This window comes from Streptomyces hundungensis, from assembly GCF_003627815.1.
In the GTDB taxonomy this organism is placed as follows: Bacteria; Actinomycetota; Actinomycetes; order Streptomycetales; family Streptomycetaceae; genus Streptomyces; species Streptomyces hundungensis_A.
The window spans coordinates 1,078,391-1,097,501 of record NZ_CP032698.1; the positions used below are offsets into that span (position 1 = coordinate 1,078,391).

Here is a 19,111-nt window from a genome sequence, read left to right on the forward strand (position 1 = left end):
CGGTCCGGTGACTCAGTACGCGGAGAGGAAGCGGTCAAGGACCCGGGTGCCGAAGGTGAGGGAGTCGATGGCCACCCGTTCGTCGACGCCGTGGAACATCGACACGAAGTCGCTGTCGTGGGGCAGGCGCAGCGGGACGAAGCCGAAGCAGCGGATCCCGAGGCGGGAGAAGTGGCGGGCATCCGTCGCCGAGGACATGCAGAACGGCACGAGCCGGGCGGTGGGGTCCTCCGCGAGGAGGGAGGCGGCGATGGTCTCGGTGAGCGCGGCGTCGGGGCCGTTCTCATGTCCCTGGCCCCGCGGGATCACATTCCAGTGGACCTCGGGCGGGATCAGCCGGCGCAGCGCGGCGAGGAACTCGTCCTCGTAACCGGGCACGCTGCGGCAGTCGATCTGGGCGTGCGCGTCGGAGGGAACGACGTTGGGCGCGCCGCCGGCCCGCAGCACCACGGGGGTCGCCGTGTGGCGCAGTGTCGCCCCGACGATGCGGCCCACGGCGCCGACCGCCGCCAGCGCCTCGTCCGGGTCGCCGGACGCGTCGTCCAGGTCGAAGGCCTCCCCCAACTGGTCAAGGAAGTCACGGGTGGTGTCGGTGAGACGCAAGGGGAAGGGATGGTCGGCGATGGCGGTGACCGTACGGGCCAGGGCCTGAACGGCGTTGCGGTCGTTGAGCATGGAGCCGTGACCGGCCAGGCCGCGTGCGGTGAGCTCCAGGGTGAACGCCCCTTTCTGGGCCGTCTCCAGGAGGTAGAGGAAGCCTCTGGGGGTGGGGACGCTGAATCCGCCGACCTCTCCGATGGCCACCTCGCAGTCGGCGAAGAGTTCCGGATGGTGCTCGATCAGCCAGCCGGCCCCGTGGCCGCCCCCGTCCTCCTCGTCGGCGACGAAGGCGAGGACCAGATCGCGGCGGGGGGCGCGGCCCGCGGCGTGCATGCCGGTCACCACGTCCAGCGTCATGGCGACCATGTCCTTCATGTCGACGGCGCCCCGGCCCCATACGTACCCGTCGGCGACCTCCCCCGAGAAGGGGTGCACCGACCACCCGGTGGGGTCGGCGGGCACGACGTCGAGGTGACAGTGGATCAGCAGCGGTGGCAGGTCCTGTTCGCGGCCGGGGACGCGTGCCACGACGTTGGTGCGTCCGGGACTGCCCTCCAGGAGGAGCGGTTCGAGATTCGCTTCGGCGAGGCGGGCGGCCACGTACTCGGCCGCCTCCCGTTCGGGTCGGCGCCCCACGGTGGTGTCCATCCGTATGAGGTCGGAGCAGTACTGGACGACGTGCGAGGTGGTGCTGACCGCCTCGGTGGCGACACTCATGTCCGTTCTCCTTCCGCCCGAGGGCGCGTGGGGGTTGAGGCGTGGCGAAAAGGCGTCGCTCACTTCTCCGGGGCAGCAGGGGGGCAGTCGGGCGCATCGGGGGTCGGTACCTGCGCCGGCGAGGGCGCGGCAAGGGTGAAGCCCCCGCGCTTGAACGTTTCGAGGAGGATGGAGACGTCGATGTCCGAGACGGCGTCGAGCGCCCCCACCACATCGGTGAGGAAGGCCTGGAGGTGGTGGGTGTCCCGCACGGCCACGTGTGCGCAGATCTGGTACGACCCGCTGACCGAGACCAGCGTCATCACCTCCGGCCGGTCCGACAGGGTCCGGCCGACCTCGTCGAGGTGCCGGTAGGAGACGCGCAGCCACAACAGCGCCTCGGTGGTCAGACCGAAGAGGGAGGGCGCCACGTCGGCGCGGATGCGCACCACTCCCTGTTCGAGTACGGCGGCGAGCCGGCGGGAGGCCGTGGCCTGGCTGACCCCGAGTTCACCGGCGAGCCGGGTCGTGGACATCCGCCCGTCGCGCGCGAGGAGTTGGGTGATGCGGTGCTCCTCCGTGTGCAGGTCGACGACGCCGGACCGGCCGCCGAACGGCGAGCGCGGCTCCTGCCGCAGCGCCCGCTCCTCGTCCTCGGTGAGCGCGCCGCCGTTCCATTCGTGGCTGCCGGTGTAGAAGCGCAGTACCGGATACGAGGACGAACTGCGCACCTGGGCCGGGAGCCGGTCGAAGAGGAAGGTCCGCAACGAGCTCTGGCTCTCGGGGATGACCTCGACGAAGTGGTCGATGGAGCCGCACAGCGCCATGACGGTGCGGGTTTCGGCCAAGCCCGAGAGCGAGGCTGCGATCGCGCGGGCGCTCCCGGTCTCCACCCGCAGCCCCAGGAGCACCGGCGCGGGACGGCCGATGAGCTGGGTGTCGAGTACGCCGATGACACGGATCATCCCCTCGTCGAGCAACCGCTGGCCCCGGCGTGCGGTGGTCCGTTCGGACAACCCCAGGACCTGGGCGATCTGGTCCCACGGCGCGCGGCCGTGGAGTTGGAGGGCCGAGGCGATACGCTTGTCGGTCGCATCTGGGATGCCATTCTTACTCATAATTGGCGCCATTATGGCGGAACAATGCAGGGGCAGATACAGCCTTGACGGTTCCATTCAGTACTGCCACAGTGACTGACGCAGTACGGAAGGTGGCCGGGGGGAGACCGTGGACGAAGGACGCAGGACAGCAGCCGCCCCGACTCCGGGGCGCGGCAACCTGGTTGCCGCGACCGTGGGCAACGCCCTCGAGTGGTACGACTGGAACGTCTACGCGCTGATGGCGCCCTTCTTCGCGACGCGGTTCTTCGTCGCGGGAAGCGCCACCACCGCCCTGCTCTCCTCCCTGGCGGTCTTCGCGGTGGGCTTCGTGGCCCGCCCGGTGGGTGGCCTGGTCATGGGAGTGATCAGCGACCGGCGCGGCCGCAGGACCGCGATGCTGTGGTCGATCGCGCTCATGGCGGCGGGAAGCCTCCTCATCGGGCTCACCCCCGCGCACGACACCATCGGCGTGCTGTCGCCGCTTCTGCTCGTGTTCGCGCGGCTGGTCCAAGGCCTGTCCGCAGGCGGCGAGTTCGCCGCTTCGGCGGCCTACCTCGTGGAGTCCGCCCCCGACCGCCGCAAGGGGCTGTACTCCAGCTTCCTCTACACGGGCAACCTGGTCGGCACCCTCCTGGCGACAGGGCTCGGCGCCCTGCTCGCGCTGCTCCTCGATCACCACGCGATGACGGCGTGGGGCTGGCGCGTGCCCTTCCTCGTCGGTGGAGTGGCGGCCGTCCTGATCGGCCTGATGCGACGTCAGATGGACGAGACGCTGCCCCCGTCGGTGCGGCGGAACACCGCCGGCGAAGCAATCCTCGCCCCCTTGCGGCGGAACGCTCCGGCCGCGCTGGTGCTGTGCGGCATCACCGCCGGAGCCACCGTCGCCTACTACACCTGGATCGTGGCGCTGCCCGGCCATGCGGTCGCCGGTGGCCAACTCGGCCCGGGCCAGGCCCTGTTGGCCGCCACCATCGCCCAGGCCGTCCTTCTGGCGGCGCTGCCGTTCGTCGGGATGCTCGCCGACCGCGTCGGGCCGCGCCGCCTGATCCTCGCCTTCTCCGGGGGCTGGCGCTGCTGTGCGTGCCCCTCTACGCACTGGCCCGGGTCTCGTTCACGGGCCTGCTCACCGCCGAGGTCGTCGGCCTCCTGCTGTTCAGCGGGTACGGAGCCACCGCCGCGCTCGTGATGGTCGAGCTGTTCCCCCTGGGAGCGCGCGGCATCGGGGTCGGGCTCCCCTACGCCGCGACCGTGGCCGCCTTCGGTGGCACCGCGCCCTATGTGAGCATGCGGATGGACGGCCACGGCCCCAAGGCGACCTTCCCCGTCTACGTCGCCCTGCTCTGCGTGCTCACCTTCGCCGTGGCCTGGCGCACGCTCGACCGCGGTCGCGGCCGTGCCGCCCCGGGCGCGGCGCCACACGCCGAACGCCTCAGCATGCCCTGACCGGAGGGGCCGTCCGTCCCGTCGACCCCCCACCCTCCAATCCGTGCCGGAGACAGACATGTCCTTGCCCGCCGTGGCCCCGAACGACATCACCAGCCTGCGCAGCAGAATCGACGCCATCGACGCGGAGATCACCCGCCTGGTCGCGGAACGCCGGGCGTACTCGCACGCGGTGCAGGCAAGCCGGCTGCACCGCGGCGGACCCCGTACCGAACTCGCCAGGGAGCGCGGGATCATCGAGCGCTACGCCGCGAGCCTCGGCCCGACCGGCATCGCGCTGGCCAACTTATTGCTGACCGACTGCCGGGGCACCCTCCCCCACTCGCCGGCGATCGCGCGCGGGGTCCGGGCGTGATGATCGGCGCGGGCGTGGTGGCGTCGTACTCGGTCGTGGCCCTGCTGGGCGCGATGTCGCCCGGCCCGGACTTCGCCCTGGTCAGCCGTTTCGCGGCGCTCCAGGGACGGCTCGTGGGACTCGGCGCCGCGGCCGGTGTCGCCGCGGGGATGGCGGTCAACACGATCGCCGCCGTGTGCGGGGTCGGCGCTGCCCTCGCCGCCTCCCCGGCCGTCTTCCGTGCCATCACGCTGGCGGGCGCCGCCTACCTCTGTTACATCGGGGTCCGCGCGCTGCTCGCCGCCCGCCGGCGGGACGACGCCGCCGCTCCGCAGAGCGAGCCGCAGGCGCAGCGCGCGACCGTACCGTGGGTCGCGTTCCGGCAGGGGCTGATCACCAACGTCCTGAACCCCAAGTCCGTGGTGTTCCTGATCGCGCTCCTCCCCCAGTTCCTGACCGACCGCTCGACGTGGGCGGACAAGGCGGTCCTCGGGGCGATCACGGTGCTCGCCGTGCTGGCGTGGTTCAGCGCGGTGTCGCTGGCGGTCGGCGCGTTCCAGGCCGTCTTCAAGAAGTCGGCCGCGCGACGGGCCCTGAACGCCGTCACCGGTCTCGTCCTCGTCTCCATCGCGGCATTCCTCGTCGTCGTGTCCTGACCTCCCACGCCGACCGTGCCGCGCCCGTCCCGGAAGCCGTCAACTCCCGTCGCAGCAGCGGTCGTTGCGCGCCCGTGGCCTCCTCACCCACGCTCAGCGAAATCCCCGCTTCACCAGCCAGGAGCACCGATGTCCAGCACCCTTCATGACGCTTCCCTCGTCGCCGAGAACACGGATGTCATCCAGCAGATCGACCCGCTCTTCGACGTGTTGTCGAGCACCGTCCCCTACCGTTCCGACCTCGTGCGGCTGGCGGCGGGCACCCTGGCCGCCGTGCGGTTACCGTCCCACCTGCCCGCCGAGTGGTGCGCCGAACTGGTGCGGGCGCTCGATGACTGCGAGTTCGACACCTACGACGAGCGGCGGATCTTCCCTCCGGTCACCAAGCTCGGCCCCGCCGTCTTCGACTACTACCTCGATCACGCCATCCGCGCCGAGTACTGGGAGCACGCCGAGCAGTCGCGCCGCACCTGGAAGCGGATCGTCGGTGACAACGACCCCCTGGACACGCTCATATCCGAGCTGCGGCTGATCTGGCAGGGCCCGGTCGAGGCCGCGACGGTGGGGGGCCGGGAGCTGTTCGTGGGCATGGTGCGCGAGTTGACGGGCGGGGCCCGCATGCACTTCGACGAGCTGATGCGCGAGTTCCCCGGCGTGGTGGACCAGGAGCTGGTGGCCCAGTTCGGCTTCAACTGCTACATCAGCGTGCCCGAGGAGGGCGGCGAGCTGGTCGTCTACCGGCGCCGCTGGAAGCCGAGCGACGAGCGCGAGCGCATCGGCTACGGCTGGTCCGAACGGATAGCGGCCGACGAGCCCCGGGTGATGGTCAAACCGGGGGTGGGCGACTCGGTCTGGTTCGACTCCCGCAACTTCCACTCCATCACCCCCAACACCGCCGGACGCCGCCTGTCCATCGCGTTCTTCTGCGGTGTCACCCCGGAGAACAAGCTCGTGCTCTGGTCCTAGACCGGCGACCCGCTGTGCGCGGGTGCCCGGGCCGCCGGACACACCGACTGGGAGCGCCGGTACGCGCCGATGCGGCTGCACAGCGCCCAGCACCGCGTCGCTCCCTTCCCGGACGCCGCTCGCACCGCGCCCCCACGACGTTTTACGCTGCGACCCCCTGAACCCGTTCGTTAGGAATGCGCGTGCAGCAGCTCACCTATGGTGACGTCCGGGCCGCCGCGGCCCGCGTCGCCGGCCGCACCCGGCCCGCCGTCGTCTCCGAGGTCGATCGCGGCGTGGTCCCCACCGCCCCAGGCGGCCCGCTGGACGCGAGCGGGCGCCAGGACTGTCGCGTCTGGCTGGTGCACGAGTACATGCAGCACACCGGCAGCTTCAAGGCGCGCGGCGCGCAGAACTTCCTGCTGGCCCACCGCGAGGCGGGCACCCTGCCCGACGCCGGTCTCACCATCGCCTCCGGCGGCAACGCGGGACTGGCCTGCGCGTGGGCGGCCCAGCAACACGGCGTCAGGGCAACGGTGTTCCTGCCCGAGACCGCGCCGCGGGTGAAGGTGGAGCGGCTGCGCGGGTACGGAGCGGAGGTCCGTCTGACGGGCAGTGAGTACGCCGCGGCGCTCGCGGCCTGCGAGGAGTTCGCGTCCGCCACCGGCGCTCTGGCGAGCCACGCCTACGCGCATCCGCTCATCGGCGCCGGAGCGGGAACCCTGCTCGACGAGGTCCTCGCGCGCGTCCCCGACCTGGACACCGTCGTCGTGTCGGTCGGGGGCGGCGGTCTGTTCGCCGGCGTCGCCGTCGCCGCACAGCACCACGGAATCCGCACCGTCGGCGCCGAGCCGGAGAACTGCCGGGCCTGGAACGCGGGGATCGAAGCGGGCCGCCCGGTCGACGTCGAGGTGGCCTCCGTGGCCGCGGACTCGCTCGGCGCCCGCCGCACCTGGCAGGGGGCGCTCGACGCCGCCAAGCACGGTCTGGTCCACTCCGTGCTCGTCACCGACGCCGAGATCGTCGCCGCGCGGCAAGCGCTGTGGGACAGCCGTCGCATCGCCGTCGAACACGCCGCCGCGACCGCCCTGGCACCGCTGCTGGCCTCCCAGGACGAGGAGAGCGGCCCGCCGTCGCTCGACGGCGGGCCCCTCGGCCGTGCCTATCGGCCGCGCCCCGGGGAGAAGGTCGCGGTGATCCTCTGCGGCTCCAACACGGACCCGTCCGACCTGGTGGGCCGCGTCCCGAAGGCAGCGTGAACTCGGCGCCCGCGTCAGGGCAGGACCCCGTGGCCGGCCAGGGCCGACCCCCCTGGCCGGTCAGGGCAGGATCTCGACGTACCCGTCCGATCCGTGCACCCGGATCCGCTGCCCGTCCACGATCCGCCGGGTGGCCCCTTCCACGCCCACGACGGCCGGCAGCCCGTACTCGCGGGCGATCACCGCGCCATGGGTCATCAGACCACCCACCTCCGTCACCAGTCCCGCGATCCCCACGAACAGCGGTGACCAGCTGGGGTCCGTGAAGGTGGTGACCAGGATGTCGCCCGCTTCGAGCTCGGCGTCCGCCATGTCGAGGATGACGCGGGCCCTGCCCTCGACGGTCCCGGCCGACACCGGCAGACCCGCCAGCGCACCGGCCGGCACGTCGTCGCGCCGGTACGCCCCGTTCAGGGCCTCGCCGTCCGAGGTGAGCACGCGGGGCGGGGTGAGCGCGAGATACGACCGGTACGCGTCCTTGCGCCGCGCGATGAGCCCTTCGTCCACCTCGTGCGTGCGCACCACCTCGTGGAGTTCCTGGAACGTGAGGTAGAAGACGTCCTCCGCCGCCGACACCACGCCGGCCCCCACGAGGCGCTCGGCCTCCGCCATCAGGGCCTGCTTGTAGACGAAGAAGCGGCTGATGATGCCGTACTTGGGGTACTCCCGGTAGCCGATGAAGGTTCTGACCCGGTCGATCATCCGCTTGGTCTCGTCGGCCTTGCGTTCCCCGTCCGGCAGGGCCCGCAGCCGGGACAGTACGTCCTGTTCCTTCTCCCACGCCTTCTGACGCCCCTGCGCGAAACGCCGCTCAGCCGCCCCCGGTTCGAAGTTCCTGACGTTGTCGAGGAGGGCGGGCACGAGCGTGCGGGGGCTCTCGCGCCACCGGGGCCGCGTGATGTCGATCTCGCCGGCGCAGCGCATGCCGTACCGGTCGAGGTAGGCCTCGATGGCGTCGCGCGCCTCGGCGCCACCCGCGAACTTGGGCAGCTCGTCCAGGAAAAGGTCGTCCTCGACGCCCTGCAAGAACGCCACCACCTCGGGGTGCGGGCGGATCACGTCGGCGACGTCGAGCAGCGCGAGGCCCATCTCCGACGTGATGTTGTCGGGGGCGGACAGGGTCAGTGTGTCGGCCGCGTTCTTCTCGCCCAGCCACTCCAGCAGGTTGTCGTTGAGCCACCAGGTGGCCTCCATGCCCGCCATGATCACCTGAAGGCTGAGGGGGTCACCGAGCACGCGCTTGTGCTCCTGGAAGGCCTCCAGGAGGTAGTCCAGGAGGGCCGGTCCGGTCTTCGTCCGAATCTCCCGCTCAAGCACGGCGAGAGCTGCCCGGGTGCGTTCGATCGCCTGAGTGACGATGGCCGGATCGGTCTCGATGGTGGCGGTCGGCAGGACGGCCGACGGGGTGCCCGGGGTCGCGTCCGGGATGGAGCGGATGAAGTCGTCACGGTCGAGGAGGGTCTCCAACGCGTCCCTCGTCAGCGGGTCCCCCCTGCCCACGATGTCCAGGAGACTCGTGCGGCTCGCGGGCGAGGCGAGGCGCCGCGTGGCGTCGACGAACAGCCTCCCGCCGGCCTCCTGCATCGGTGCCATGGCCGTCAACTGCCATACGGAAAGCCCCAGGGGCTTCATGGGATCGGTCATCATCTGCTGGTGCCCGACGGAGAGGTAGACGTGGTTCTCGTCGTCACCGGCCTCGGGGACGGGGAACAGCGTCGTGATGGGCCGGCTCTGGACGATCCGGAAGTCGTCGTCGACCAGGCACCACTCGATGTCCTGCGGGCGGCCGAAGTGCGCCTCGATCCGCCGCCCGAGCTCCACGAGTCGCAGCACCTGCGCATCGGTCAGGGCCGGCTCCTCCTGCCGCTGCGGGGCGACCGCCACTTCCCGCGTTCCGCCGTCCGGGAGTGCCTCGACGGCCCGCTGCTTGGCGGCGATCGTCCGGGCCACCACCGCGCCGTCGCGCACCGCGAAGACGTCCGGGTTGACCAGACCGGACACCAGCGCCTCGCCGAGACCGAACCCGGCGTCCACGGTCGCGACCTTCCGGTCGCCGGTGACGGGGTCGGCCGTGAACAGGATCCCGGACGCCTGCGGGAAGACCATCCGCTGCACGACGACGGCCATGTGGACCGTGCGATGGTCGATGCCGTTGCGCAGCCGGTAGGTCACGGCCCGCTCGGTGAACGTCGACGCCCAGCACCGGCTGATGTGCCGGAGGACCTCCGGCGCCCCTACCACGTTCAGGTACGTGTCCTGCTGGCCGGCGAAGGAAGCCGTCGGCAGGTCCTCCGCCGTGGCGCTGGACCGTACGGCACAAGCGGTTCGTTCACCGAGCTCCGCCAGCGCGTGGGTGATCGTCCGTGTGATGTCCTGCGGGATCGCGATCCCTTCGACGGTCCGGCGGATCTCCGCGCTCAGCGCGCGGATCGCCTCCCGGTCGTCGGGGTCCACCTGGGACAACCGCTCCAGCTGATCCACGATCGCCGGTTCCTCCGCCATGACCCGCCGGAAGGCGTCCGTCGTCACACAGAAGCCACCTGGTACCCGGACGCCCTCGATGTGGGAGAGCGCCCCCAGATGCGCCCCCTTGCCGCCGACCATCGCGATCCGCGTCTCGTCGACCTCTTCCAGGTCCCTCACATACTGCTCAGTCACTGCGGTCCCTCCGAGGCAGCCGTGCTCCGTCGCCCTGCGGTGGCCGATGGAAACACCGGCGCCTTCCACTCTGTCGAACCTGTTGTCGCGCACGTCCTCATCCCCGGTTGTCCTTCTGCGGTGCGTCGCACCCCTCGTGCTGACGCACCCCACGACCACGACCTCTCCCGGTGGTGGCCACGGCGGACGATTCTGCGCTGCGATGGGGGCCTTGCGGCAAGCCCCCCATCGCGCTATAAGTTGTAAAGGGCAAGGAGATGACTCTCCTTGCCCTTTGTCGTGGGCCGCCGCCCTGCCCGCCGACGACATGGCCGGCCCCCTCATGAAGGGGTGGCGCCCCCACCCGCTCTTGACCCTGAGCCCGAGGCGCAGCCGTGAGCGGCCCGGGTCAGGGCGGCGACGCTGCTGCGGAGTTTCGAAGGCGAAACGCATCGCTCGTGCCCCTGCGGAATCTCAGGGACCGTCGTCCTTGTGATGCCGGACATGGTGGCGCGTAAAGCCGTCGCCCGTAGGAAAGTTCGCCAATTAGAGGGATTCTGCGAGAGACGCCTCGGACCCTACTCTGGTTATGGAGAACCTTCCCACGACCACGGCCCGAACCTGCTTCCCTGATGCAGGCGTCCTGACGATCCTCTACGCCCGTCGGCACGAGTGAGAACACCGTTACGGCCACGGGCACTTCGGCACCGGGCGGCTGCGGCGCCCACTAGTTTGCCGCCAACCGCCCGACTCGCGTGGCCCGATTCATCCGGCCACCTACAAATGAGGAATGCAATGCCGCATATTTCCCGAGAGCGGATCATCGGTCTTCCCCGTACCGAGATGGCCGGTATCGACGCCGGTGGCACCAAGACACACATGCGCTTCCTGGATCCGGTCACCGGAGAGATCAGGCACGTTCAGGCTCGATCAGCCGACTACGACTCGCTTGAGCACCTCTTCTACGGTTGCTTCGACATGGCCGGCTGTCTGCCGCGGTCCCTGGTCGCGGGCGTGGCCGGCCGGCCCGGGCGCGACGGCGACGTCAGGATCACCAACCACCCGCAGTGGCCCACCTTCCGGCGGCGAGCCTTCGCCACGGACCTGGAGATGTCACTCGTCACCATCAACGACATGGTCGCCACGACGGCCGGAGTCGCCGACCTCGACGAGTCCGACTGGGTGGCGCTGACCCCGGACGTGGCACCCCACCCGGGCCCCGCCCTGCTCGCCGTGTCGGTCGGAACCGGCGTCGGCAGCGCCTCGGTGGACCGCGAGGGGCAGGCCCACCCGGCGGAATCCGGCCATATCGCCTGGCAGCCTGTGACGGTCCTCGAGGAGGAGTACCTCCGGTCCTTGCAGCGGCTCCGCCCGGGCATTCCGATCTCGGTCGAGCTGTCCATCGGCGGCCTGCGCGGGATCGACCACATGTATGACTTCATGACCACGCGGAAGAAGCCGGGCCCCTACATCCAGGAGCACGTCGACCGCTTCCGCCGCGAGCACCGCGGCATCGGCCCGGTGATCACCGCGGCGGCCGTCGGCGGCGACGCCTGCTGCCGCGAGATCATGCGGCTTTTCGGCGCCATCCTGGGGCAGTTCCTCCGCAGCAACGTGCTGATGTGCATGAGCGAGGGCGGCTCCGTGTGGCTCACCAGTGGGGTGTTGCAGGCCCCGGGCGTGTGCGACCTCCTGATCTCGGACACGGCGTTCCTGGAGCGCTTCATCGCGACCGGCGCGGAGCACGCCGAGCTCATGCAGGAGATCCCCCTCTTCGCCGTGACGGACCGTCAGGTCGCGGTGCGCGGGGCGTTCGCACTCACCCGTCAGGCCGCCGAACAGGAGCCCGCCGTACTCCACTAAAGCCGCCAACACCCCTGCGGATGCGTGACCGCTGGGCTAACATCCTTGGCACGCAAGGCAAGTTCGCACGTCATCGTCGTCGCGCGCTAGGAGCTCACCGCCGATGTCTTGGGTAATCCGACGCCAGAGCGCAACCCGCGACCGCCGTTTCCGAACAGGGACTGCCGAACGTGTCGGATGACCCGACAGTTCTCCGACGCGGTCAGGCACGCACCACACCAGCACCATCCGGCCACCACCCACCCAGCCGTCACGGTCGTTCCGTGGCGCACACCTACGAGCTCTTCCTGCGGGACGCCAGCACCGGCTTCGGGGCGGTCGACCCCGGTGCGGTGAGTCAGGCCGTGTCACTCCTCAACACGGCCCGGCGCCGCAGGGCGCGGGTCTACGTCATGGGCAACGGCGGAAGCGCAGCGACCGCCAGCCACATGGCCTGTGACCTGGCCAAGGGAATCGGGCGCACCAGACACGAGCGGTTGCGCGCGATGGCACTCGCCGACAACACGGCGACGCTCACCGCCTGGATGAACGACAACGGCGACACCCAGGGGTTCTCCCGCCAGTTGGACACCCTGCTCGACCCGGAGGACGTCGTCATCGCCGTCAGCGTCAGCGGCAACTCGCCGAACGTCCTGGCGGGCCTGGAGACGGCGCGGGAACTGGGCGCCGCCACCATCGGACTGCTCGGCTCCGACGGCGGGCGCGCCCTGCACCGGGTCGATGTGGCGCTGCACGTGCCCAGTTGGGACTACGGGGTGGTCGAAACGGTCCACCTCGGACTGGTGCACGCCCTGGCCAACGCGTTACGGGGCCATGCGTTGACCGCGCCACGGGCGGTCACCGCGGAAGCGGTCGACCTCGCCATCGGCCCCCCGCCGTGACGGACACCCTCGCGATCGCGTCCGACCGCGGCCCCGTAGCCCTCTCCGGCGCGGGGCCGCACCTACGGATGGAGCGCCGCCCCGGCAGCGTCACCGCCCTCCTGGACACGGCCGCCCGAGGAATGGCCCGGCGCACGCTGTGGGTCGCGCCCTCCGACGCGGAAGCCGAACGGAGTGGCCTGGACGCCACGGACCGGGCACGCCTGACCCGGCACCTGGGCTACGACTACACCCCCGCGCCCGTCAGCGAGCACCACTACCGCGAGTACTACGACGACGTGGGTGTGCGCATGCTCTGGCTGGCGCTGCACGGCCTGTGGGCGGACGTCGCCGACACGGGCGCCCCCGCACCGGATCCGGCCACCTTCACGCGCTCCTACCAACAGGTGAACCGGGCCGTCGCGGAGCACATCGTGCGGCGGACGGGGACCGGGACTCCGGTCCTGGTGCAGGACTACCAACTGGCCACCACCCCCTGGTTCATCCGCGCCCTGAGACCGCGGCAACCCATCGGACTCTTCCTGCACACCCCGTTCAGCACCCCCGAGGAACTCGCCAAACTCCCACCGTCCGTCTCCGGCGCCCTCCTCGACGGCATCCTCGCCGCCGACCTGGTCGGCTTCCAGTCCCCTCGCTGGGCCGCCAACTTCCTTGACTGCTGCGAGAGTTGGGGCCACCGGGTCCACCGAGCCGCGCCGGGCAACCACCCGGTCGGCGCCGTGGAAAGCGCGTGCCCCGCGCGGTCCCCCGGCAGCGCGCACACCACCCGTACCACCACCGTCAGTTGTCACCCCGTGCCCGCGGACTCGGCGCTGCTCACGGCGAACGCCCAGAGCCCCGCGGTCGGGGTCTGGGAGCGGGAGCTCGCGCTGGATCCGGCTGTTCAGCACATCGTCAAGGTCGACCGGATCGACCCGTCCAAGAACGTACTGCGGGGCCTGGAGGCGTACGGGGTCGTCCTGGAGCGTTCGCCCGAGTTGCGCGGCCGGGTCACCCTGACCGCCTGTCTGACCCCGTCCCGGGAACGCATCCCGGAGTATCGCGCCCACGCCGACCGCATCCGGCAGCTGGCGCAGCAGCTGAACCACCGGTTTCCGGGGTGTCTCGACATACAGCTGGGACATGATGTGTCGCGGTGTCTCGCGGCCCTCAAGTCCTATGACGTACTCCTGGTGAATCCGGTACGCGACGGCATGAACCTGGTGTCCCAGGAGGGGCCGCTGCTCAACACGCGCCACGGAGCGCTGGTGCTCTCCCGTGGCGCGGGAAGCAGCGATCTGCTGGGCGGCCACGCCGAGTTGCTGCACGATCCACGGGACGTGGAGGCGACCGCGAGAGCCTTGCGCAACGCCCTCGCCCTCCCCTTCGACGAACGCGAACGACGGGCCGTGCGGTTGCGGGCGGCCGTGGCCGGCGGCGACCCGGTGCGTTGGCTCGCGGGGCAGGTCGACGCGTTGGAGGGGCTGGTCCGGGAGGGGGTGGTCTAGCCGATCGTGCCGGGCGACGGTTCGCCGTAGTGGTCGAACACGCACACCTCCCGCCCCGTGCCCACCACCAGCCGGTTGTCGGGCGCGGCGGCCAGGGACCAGCCCGGCGCGGGAAGGACGAAACCCGCCTGGCGCTCTCGGGTGTGCAGATCCCAGAACCGTACGATCCGGTCGTCCCCGGCCGTCACCACCACCGTGCGGTTACGCAGCCGCATACAGGCGATGGCGTTGGTGCCGGCCCCCGCGTCGCTGAGGCGCAGACACCTCCTGCGGTCCTTCAGGTCCCAGACGAACACACCCCCGTCGTCGTCGACACTGACCACGACCGGGCGCCCGTCGAGCGTGGCGCAGTCCAGGGCCCGAACCCAGCCGGTGTGGCCGGTGAACACCGCGGAGACCCGGCCGGTCTCCAGGTCCCACAGCCGGATCGAGCCGTCGAACGCCCCGGTCAGGGCGACCGGGCGGCCGTCCAGTGAGGTGCACGCCACCGTGTTGATGCCGCCGGTGTGGCCGGACAGCACGGCCCGCTCGGCATGGCTCTGGAGGTCCCACACCCGCAGGGTGCAGTCGTCGCTGCCGCTGACGGCCACGGGCCTGCCCCTGATCTGCGTACAGGCCACCGAGCTGACCCAGTCGGTGTGTCCGGTGAGCACCGCGCGCCGGCGCTGGCTCTTGAGGTCCCACACGCGGACGGTGCCGTCGCTGGCGCCGCTGATGACCACGGGCGTCCCGCCCAGTTCGGTACAGGCCACCGCGCGGACGAATCCGGTGTGGCCCTCGATGATCCCGCGTTGCCGTCCGGATTCGATGTCCCAGGCGCGCACAGTGCGGTCGTCACCGCCGCTCACGGCGAGGGGACAGCCGTCCACGCTCATGGCGCCGACCGCGTTGACTCCACCCGCGTGCCCCACCACGTCCCTGGACCTGGCCTCGACGCTGGGATCCCACACACACATGGTGCCGTCGCTCGCGCCCGTGACGACCGCGGTGCGTCCCTCGATCTCCACGCCCGCGACGGCCCGCACCCAGTGGGTGTGGCCGATCAGCACGCTCAGTTCGACCTCGCGCTCCAGGTCCCAGATGTGCGCGTGGCCGCTGTCGGTGCCGCACACCACGACGCTCCGACCGTCGAGCGTCATGCACGCCACCGCCCGTACCCAGCCCATGTCGCCGGAGAACAGGCACCTCTGCTCGTGGTCCCGCACGTCCCAGATGCGGACGGTACGGTCGTCTCCCCCGCTGATCAGCACGGGCGATCCGGCCAGCTCGGCGAAGGCCACCGTGTTCACCTCGCCGGAATGGCCCTTCAAAACGGCCCGTTCCCGCCAACGGCCACCTCCCCACCCGGCCTCCTCGGGTGCGGTCGCGGACGGCTCCCACAGGCGTACCCGGCCGTCGCTTCCCCCGCTGGCGATGATCGGCATGCCGTCGATCGCTCCGCAGGCCAGCGCCCGCACGGCCCCGGTGTGGCCGATCAGGCGCTGCTCCTCCCGTCCGCCGGCGAAGTCCCAGAGCCGGATGGTGCGGTCGTCTCCGCCGCTCACGAGCAGCAGACGGCCCGCGTCGACGAGCCCGATCGCCACACCCACCCGTCCCACATGGCCGCTGAACACCGCGCGTTCGCTCTCGTCCCGTAAGTTCCACACCCGGGCCGTGCCGTCGCTGCTCGCGCTGATGCCGAGAGGCTCGCCCTCGAACCGCAGATAGCTCACGGAGTTCACTTCGGCCATGTGGCCGCGCAGCATCCCGTGGAGGTTGCCGTTGCTCAGGTCCCACAGGCGCAACATCCCGTCGGTGTCCGCGGTGACGGCGAAGGGCTGCTGGTCGAGCTCGAAGCAGTCGGCGCTCTTGACTCCGTGGGAGTGGTCGACGAACGACATCTGGAGAGCGGGGTTGACCTGGGAGCCGGTGGCCCACCGCACCCGCCAGGGCAGGTTCGCGCTCAACTCCTTTGCCAGGCACTTGACTTGATGGCTCGCCGCGTCGAACGCCAGGATCTGCCGGCGGGTCAGGGGGTCGGACTGGCGGTGCAGGGTGAGCGAGGAGCGGTAGATCGAGCGCACCTTGCGCGCCTGCTCGCTGCCGGCCCAGCGCAGTGCGGGGGCCAGGACGCCCGGGTCGGCGTGCACCAGGAACTCCGCGTCGGCGAGCAGTTCGTCGAGGCTGCCGGCGATCGCGGCGTGACTGGCGAGGTGGCTGCGTATGTAGAGGTGGGCGTCGCCCCAGGAGCGGCGCCCGGCCGAGATGGGCACCTGTTCCAGCAGGGTGGTGGTGATCCGGCGGTGGGCCTCCTTGTCCCGGCGCGCATCCCGCAGGAACTCCGCGAGCGTCTCGTGGTAGAGCCGGAACACCGACCGGTCGCCCACTCGTACCTCGACGATGTACGCCCCGGCGTTCCCGAGGAGCCAGTTGATGTCCTCGTCGGAGCAGCGCACCCCGGCCAGGATCGAGGCGAGCGGCGCCCACAGGTTGTCCCAGGGAAGTCCCTGGCCCTCGGCGTAGGCGAGCGGGGTGAGCAGCCTGCGCACCCGCCATTCGTTGGCTCCGAAGCGGGACAGATAGGCGGCGAAGACGTCCTTGACCTCGTTGGGCAGCCGGCGGTGCCAGCCGTCCTCGGTGGGGTCCACCTTCACCTGACGGTTGATCAGCGAGCGTGCCGTCATGTTGGCGACGAGGAAGGACTGCCCGGCCCGGACCGCGACCCCGTCGGCCACCGCGGCGGCGAGCGAGGCATGGCCCCGGTAGGGAGAGAGGCTGTCGGGATCGTCCTCGGCGAGCAGCAGGGCCGCCACGTAGTCGGCCACGTCCTTGTGGCCCGCGTAGGCCGGCCGGTCCAGGTCGATGAGGTCGACCGCGGTGCCCAGCGCGTCGATCGGGTCCCGCCGGGTGCCGACGATGAGCCGCACCTGCGCCATCGTCGACATCGGCCGCAGCAGTGCCCGGGCGATCAGCGTAGCCTCGGCCTGGTCGCCGACGATGCCGGCCTCGTCCAACGCGTCGAGCAGCACGGTGAATTGGGCGGACCGGTCCCGCAGGAAGCCCAGCAGGTCGTCCGGGGTGGCCGCCACGCAGCCCACGGCGCGGCCCAGTTCCGCGACCACGTCGTCGAGGGTGCGGCGGCGCAGATGGAGGTGGGTGGTGATGCATCCGGTGGGCGGCACGGTCTCGGGGGGTGTCCGGGGGTCGGCGTCCGGCGTGTCCGCGAGGTACAGGAGCCGTCCGAGCAGGGCGGACTTGCCGGACCCGGGGCCGCCGGTGACCACCCGCGCGCGACGGTCGTGGGAGGGCGCGGAGAGCCAGCGGGACAGCGCCGTGAGGGCGGCGACCCGGCCGGTGAAGTACGAGCCGACCTCCCCGACGTACTCCACTCCGCGGGCGCGCGGGTCGAAGTGGGCGGATCGCTCCCGTCGCATCCTGGTGAGCGTCTCGACGTCCAACTCGCCGCCGAACAGGCCGGGAACGAAGTTGCGGTTGGGGAAGAACGGCGGCACTCCGGCCGTGTCCACCGAGGTGCAACTCGCGTGCTGGTACGGATGGTGCTCGCGGAAGTGCTCGTTCACGCGCTCGGTGATCTCCGACAGGTCGATGTACTGCTGGTGGGCGCCGGCTCTGGGCGCGGCGAGGGTGCCGGTCAACGCGCCGGTCAGTACTCCTTCGCCCGCCTCGTCCCGGGCCCGGGCGCCCGCCAGCAGCCACAGGTTCCCGGCCACCGTGGTGCGTCCGGCGGCCAACTGGTTGGCGACCATGGCGATGTCGGTCGTCCCGGCCCCGGCGTAGCAGGTGTCCAGCACGATCAGCACCCGGGCGCTCACCGCCTCGTCGGCGAACATGAGGGCCAGGTCGTCGGTTCTGATGGCGGTCGACACCAGGCGGTTCTCGACGCTGTCCGAGCAGAGCAGATAGTGGCGTCCGCCGCTGGCGCGCACGCCGTGGCCCGCGTAGTAGAGCACGATGATGTCGTCCGGTCGGCGCTCGGGCGACCCCAGCCACTCCTCCAGACCGGAGATCAACTCCCTGGCGGTCGGATTCCTGCTCCGGTCCCGGAGCACCCGTTCATAGCCGAGGGAATCGAACAGATTCGCCATGATGTCGACATCGCTCTCGACACCCGGAAGGTCGTCGATGCCTGGTTGCGAGTAGCTGCCCGTCCCCGCCGCGATCACGAATCTGCGGGGTTCCTCGCCTTCGGTTCCCATTGACTCATGCGCCATCATTCGACTGCGTCCGCCCCCTCGGAACCCACGTCTTGAGCCCGTACCTTACGCGCGATGCGTTCGAATCGGTAGCATTTCGCCGACTACGGGAAGACACCGATCCAGGATCGGCACCAACAGCTGGGACGGAAATGGGCGACGCGGTCTCCATTCAAACACCTTTGCCATTCACGGAGGGGCGCCTCAAAGTGATCATCACCGGCGCGGCGGGACGCGTCGGCAGGGGCTTCGCCGAATTCGCCGCGAGCCGCTTCGAGTTGACCCTCCTGGACCGCCCGGGGGTCGACCTCTCAGGACTCGACGCGTACGGGCGGACCGACCACTGCGACCTGGCCGACCTCCCCCGGCTCACGCGACTGTGCCGCGGCGCCGACTGTGTGCTGCACCTCGCGGCGGATTCGAACACGGCCGCCGCATGGGAAAGCGTGCTCGCCAGCAACATCGTGGGCACCTACCACGTCTTCACCGCCGGCAAACGGGCCCGCTGTCCTCGGGTCGTCTTCGCCTCGTCGGTGCACGCCGTCTCCGGTTACGCCCCCGGCCGTCAGATCACGCCGGACGCACCGGTGAACCCGGGCAATCTCTACGGGGTCTCCAAATGTTTCGGCGAGGCATTGGGGCGCTACATGGCCGAGCGCGAGGGGCTCACGGTCCTCGCGGTACGCATCGGCGCCTTCCAAAAACCCGAAGCGGCGCGGGAACCGGATTCCGACTGGATGATCGGAACCTTCGTGGCGGACCAGGATCTGTACCACGTCCTGGAACGCGCCATCCGAATCCAGGGAATTCGCTTCGGAATTTTCCACGCGGTCAGCGATAACTGGTTCAAACGTCTGGACATCACCGCAACCCGCGAACTCCTCGGTTACGAGCCCGCGCACGACTTCATGCGGCTCTCACCGCATTTCAAAGAACTCTTCACCGATCTCCCGCACGGCCACAGCCCCTCCCCTTCCGGCGCCGGCGACACCGCGGAGTGAGCCCCGGACGGTGCTC

14 protein-coding genes are annotated in these 19,111 nt (G+C 70.7%); 10 read left to right on the forward strand and 4 right to left on the reverse strand.

The window, feature by feature from the left end; translation table 11 throughout:
• Positions 1–12 precede the first annotated feature (12 nt).
• Both DWB77_RS04915 and DWB77_RS04920 read right to left on the reverse strand, forming a co-directional pair.
• Positions 13–1,317, reverse strand: coding sequence for a M20/M25/M40 family metallo-hydrolase (locus tag DWB77_RS04915; protein WP_120720061.1), 1,305 nt, complete (start codon positions 1,315–1,317; stop codon positions 13–15).
• Positions 1,318–1,376: 59 nt separating this feature from the next.
• Positions 1,377–2,414: an Lrp/AsnC family transcriptional regulator gene (locus tag DWB77_RS04920; RefSeq protein ID WP_162952433.1), complete on the reverse strand. Its 1,038-nt coding sequence runs from the start codon at positions 2,412–2,414 to the stop codon at positions 1,377–1,379.
• A 109-nt stretch (positions 2,415–2,523) separates the two neighbouring features.
• Between DWB77_RS04920 and DWB77_RS04925 the strand changes: the two genes are divergently transcribed.
• The 6 genes from DWB77_RS04925 (at position 2,524) to DWB77_RS04950 (ending at position 7,033) form a co-directional block, all read left to right on the forward strand.
• A complete protein-coding gene (locus DWB77_RS04925) occupies positions 2,524–3,582 on the forward strand; it encodes an MFS transporter (RefSeq protein ID WP_120720063.1) in 1,059 nt (352 codons plus the stop codon).
• Entirely contained in the window at positions 3,477–3,839 is a 363-nt protein-coding gene (locus tag DWB77_RS04930; RefSeq protein ID WP_120720064.1) for a hypothetical protein, read from the forward strand. The genes DWB77_RS04925 and DWB77_RS04930 overlap by 106 nt, the downstream gene beginning before the upstream one ends.
• Before the next feature lie 43 nt (positions 3,840–3,882).
• Positions 3,883–4,194, forward strand: coding sequence for a chorismate mutase (locus DWB77_RS04935; protein WP_162952434.1), 312 nt, complete (start codon positions 3,883–3,885; stop codon positions 4,192–4,194).
• A complete protein-coding gene (locus DWB77_RS04940; RefSeq protein WP_120720066.1) occupies positions 4,194–4,829 on the forward strand; it encodes a LysE family translocator in 636 nt (211 codons plus the stop codon). Before DWB77_RS04935 ends, DWB77_RS04940 begins: the two co-directional genes overlap by 1 nt.
• A gap of 129 nt (positions 4,830–4,958) precedes the next feature.
• Positions 4,959–5,795 (forward strand): 2OG-Fe(II) oxygenase, encoded by an 837-nt coding sequence (locus DWB77_RS04945; RefSeq protein ID WP_120720067.1) that lies wholly within the window; start codon positions 4,959–4,961, stop codon positions 5,793–5,795.
• Between the two features lie 176 nt (positions 5,796–5,971).
• Positions 5,972–7,033 (forward strand): serine/threonine dehydratase, encoded by a 1,062-nt coding sequence (locus DWB77_RS04950; RefSeq protein ID WP_216826831.1) that lies wholly within the window; start codon positions 5,972–5,974, stop codon positions 7,031–7,033.
• 60 nt (positions 7,034–7,093) lie between these two features.
• On the opposite strand, the gene rph is transcribed toward DWB77_RS04950, so the two are convergent.
• A complete protein-coding gene (rph, locus tag DWB77_RS04955) occupies positions 7,094–9,691 on the reverse strand; it encodes a rifamycin-inactivating phosphotransferase (protein ID WP_120720069.1) in 2,598 nt (865 codons plus the stop codon).
• A gap of 774 nt (positions 9,692–10,465) precedes the next feature.
• On the opposite strand from rph, the gene DWB77_RS04960 reads away from it, so the two are divergent.
• From DWB77_RS04960 to DWB77_RS04970, 3 genes are all read left to right on the forward strand, one after another.
• On the forward strand, positions 10,466–11,533 hold the full coding sequence (locus DWB77_RS04960; protein WP_162952436.1) for a glucokinase: 1,068 nt from the start codon (positions 10,466–10,468) through the stop codon (positions 11,531–11,533).
• 263 nt (positions 11,534–11,796) lie between these two features.
• Positions 11,797–12,414, forward strand: coding sequence for an SIS domain-containing protein (locus DWB77_RS04965; RefSeq protein ID WP_162952437.1), 618 nt, complete (start codon positions 11,797–11,799; stop codon positions 12,412–12,414).
• Positions 12,411–13,901: an alpha,alpha-trehalose-phosphate synthase (UDP-forming) gene (locus tag DWB77_RS04970; protein ID WP_120720072.1), complete on the forward strand. Its 1,491-nt coding sequence runs from the start codon at positions 12,411–12,413 to the stop codon at positions 13,899–13,901. Before DWB77_RS04965 ends, DWB77_RS04970 begins: the two co-directional genes overlap by 4 nt.
• On the opposite strand, the gene DWB77_RS04975 is transcribed toward DWB77_RS04970, so the two are convergent.
• Complete coding sequence (locus tag DWB77_RS04975) at positions 13,898–18,097, reverse strand: caspase family protein (RefSeq protein ID WP_162952438.1); 4,200 nt, start codon at positions 18,095–18,097, stop codon at positions 13,898–13,900. The genes DWB77_RS04970 and DWB77_RS04975 overlap by 4 nt on opposite strands.
• A 206-nt stretch (positions 18,098–18,303) precedes the next feature.
• Between DWB77_RS04975 and DWB77_RS04980 the strand changes: the two genes are divergently transcribed.
• Positions 18,304–19,095: an NAD-dependent epimerase/dehydratase family protein gene (locus DWB77_RS04980; RefSeq protein ID WP_162952439.1), complete on the forward strand. Its 792-nt coding sequence runs from the start codon at positions 18,304–18,306 to the stop codon at positions 19,093–19,095.
• The last annotated feature ends 16 nt before the right edge of the window (positions 19,096–19,111 follow it).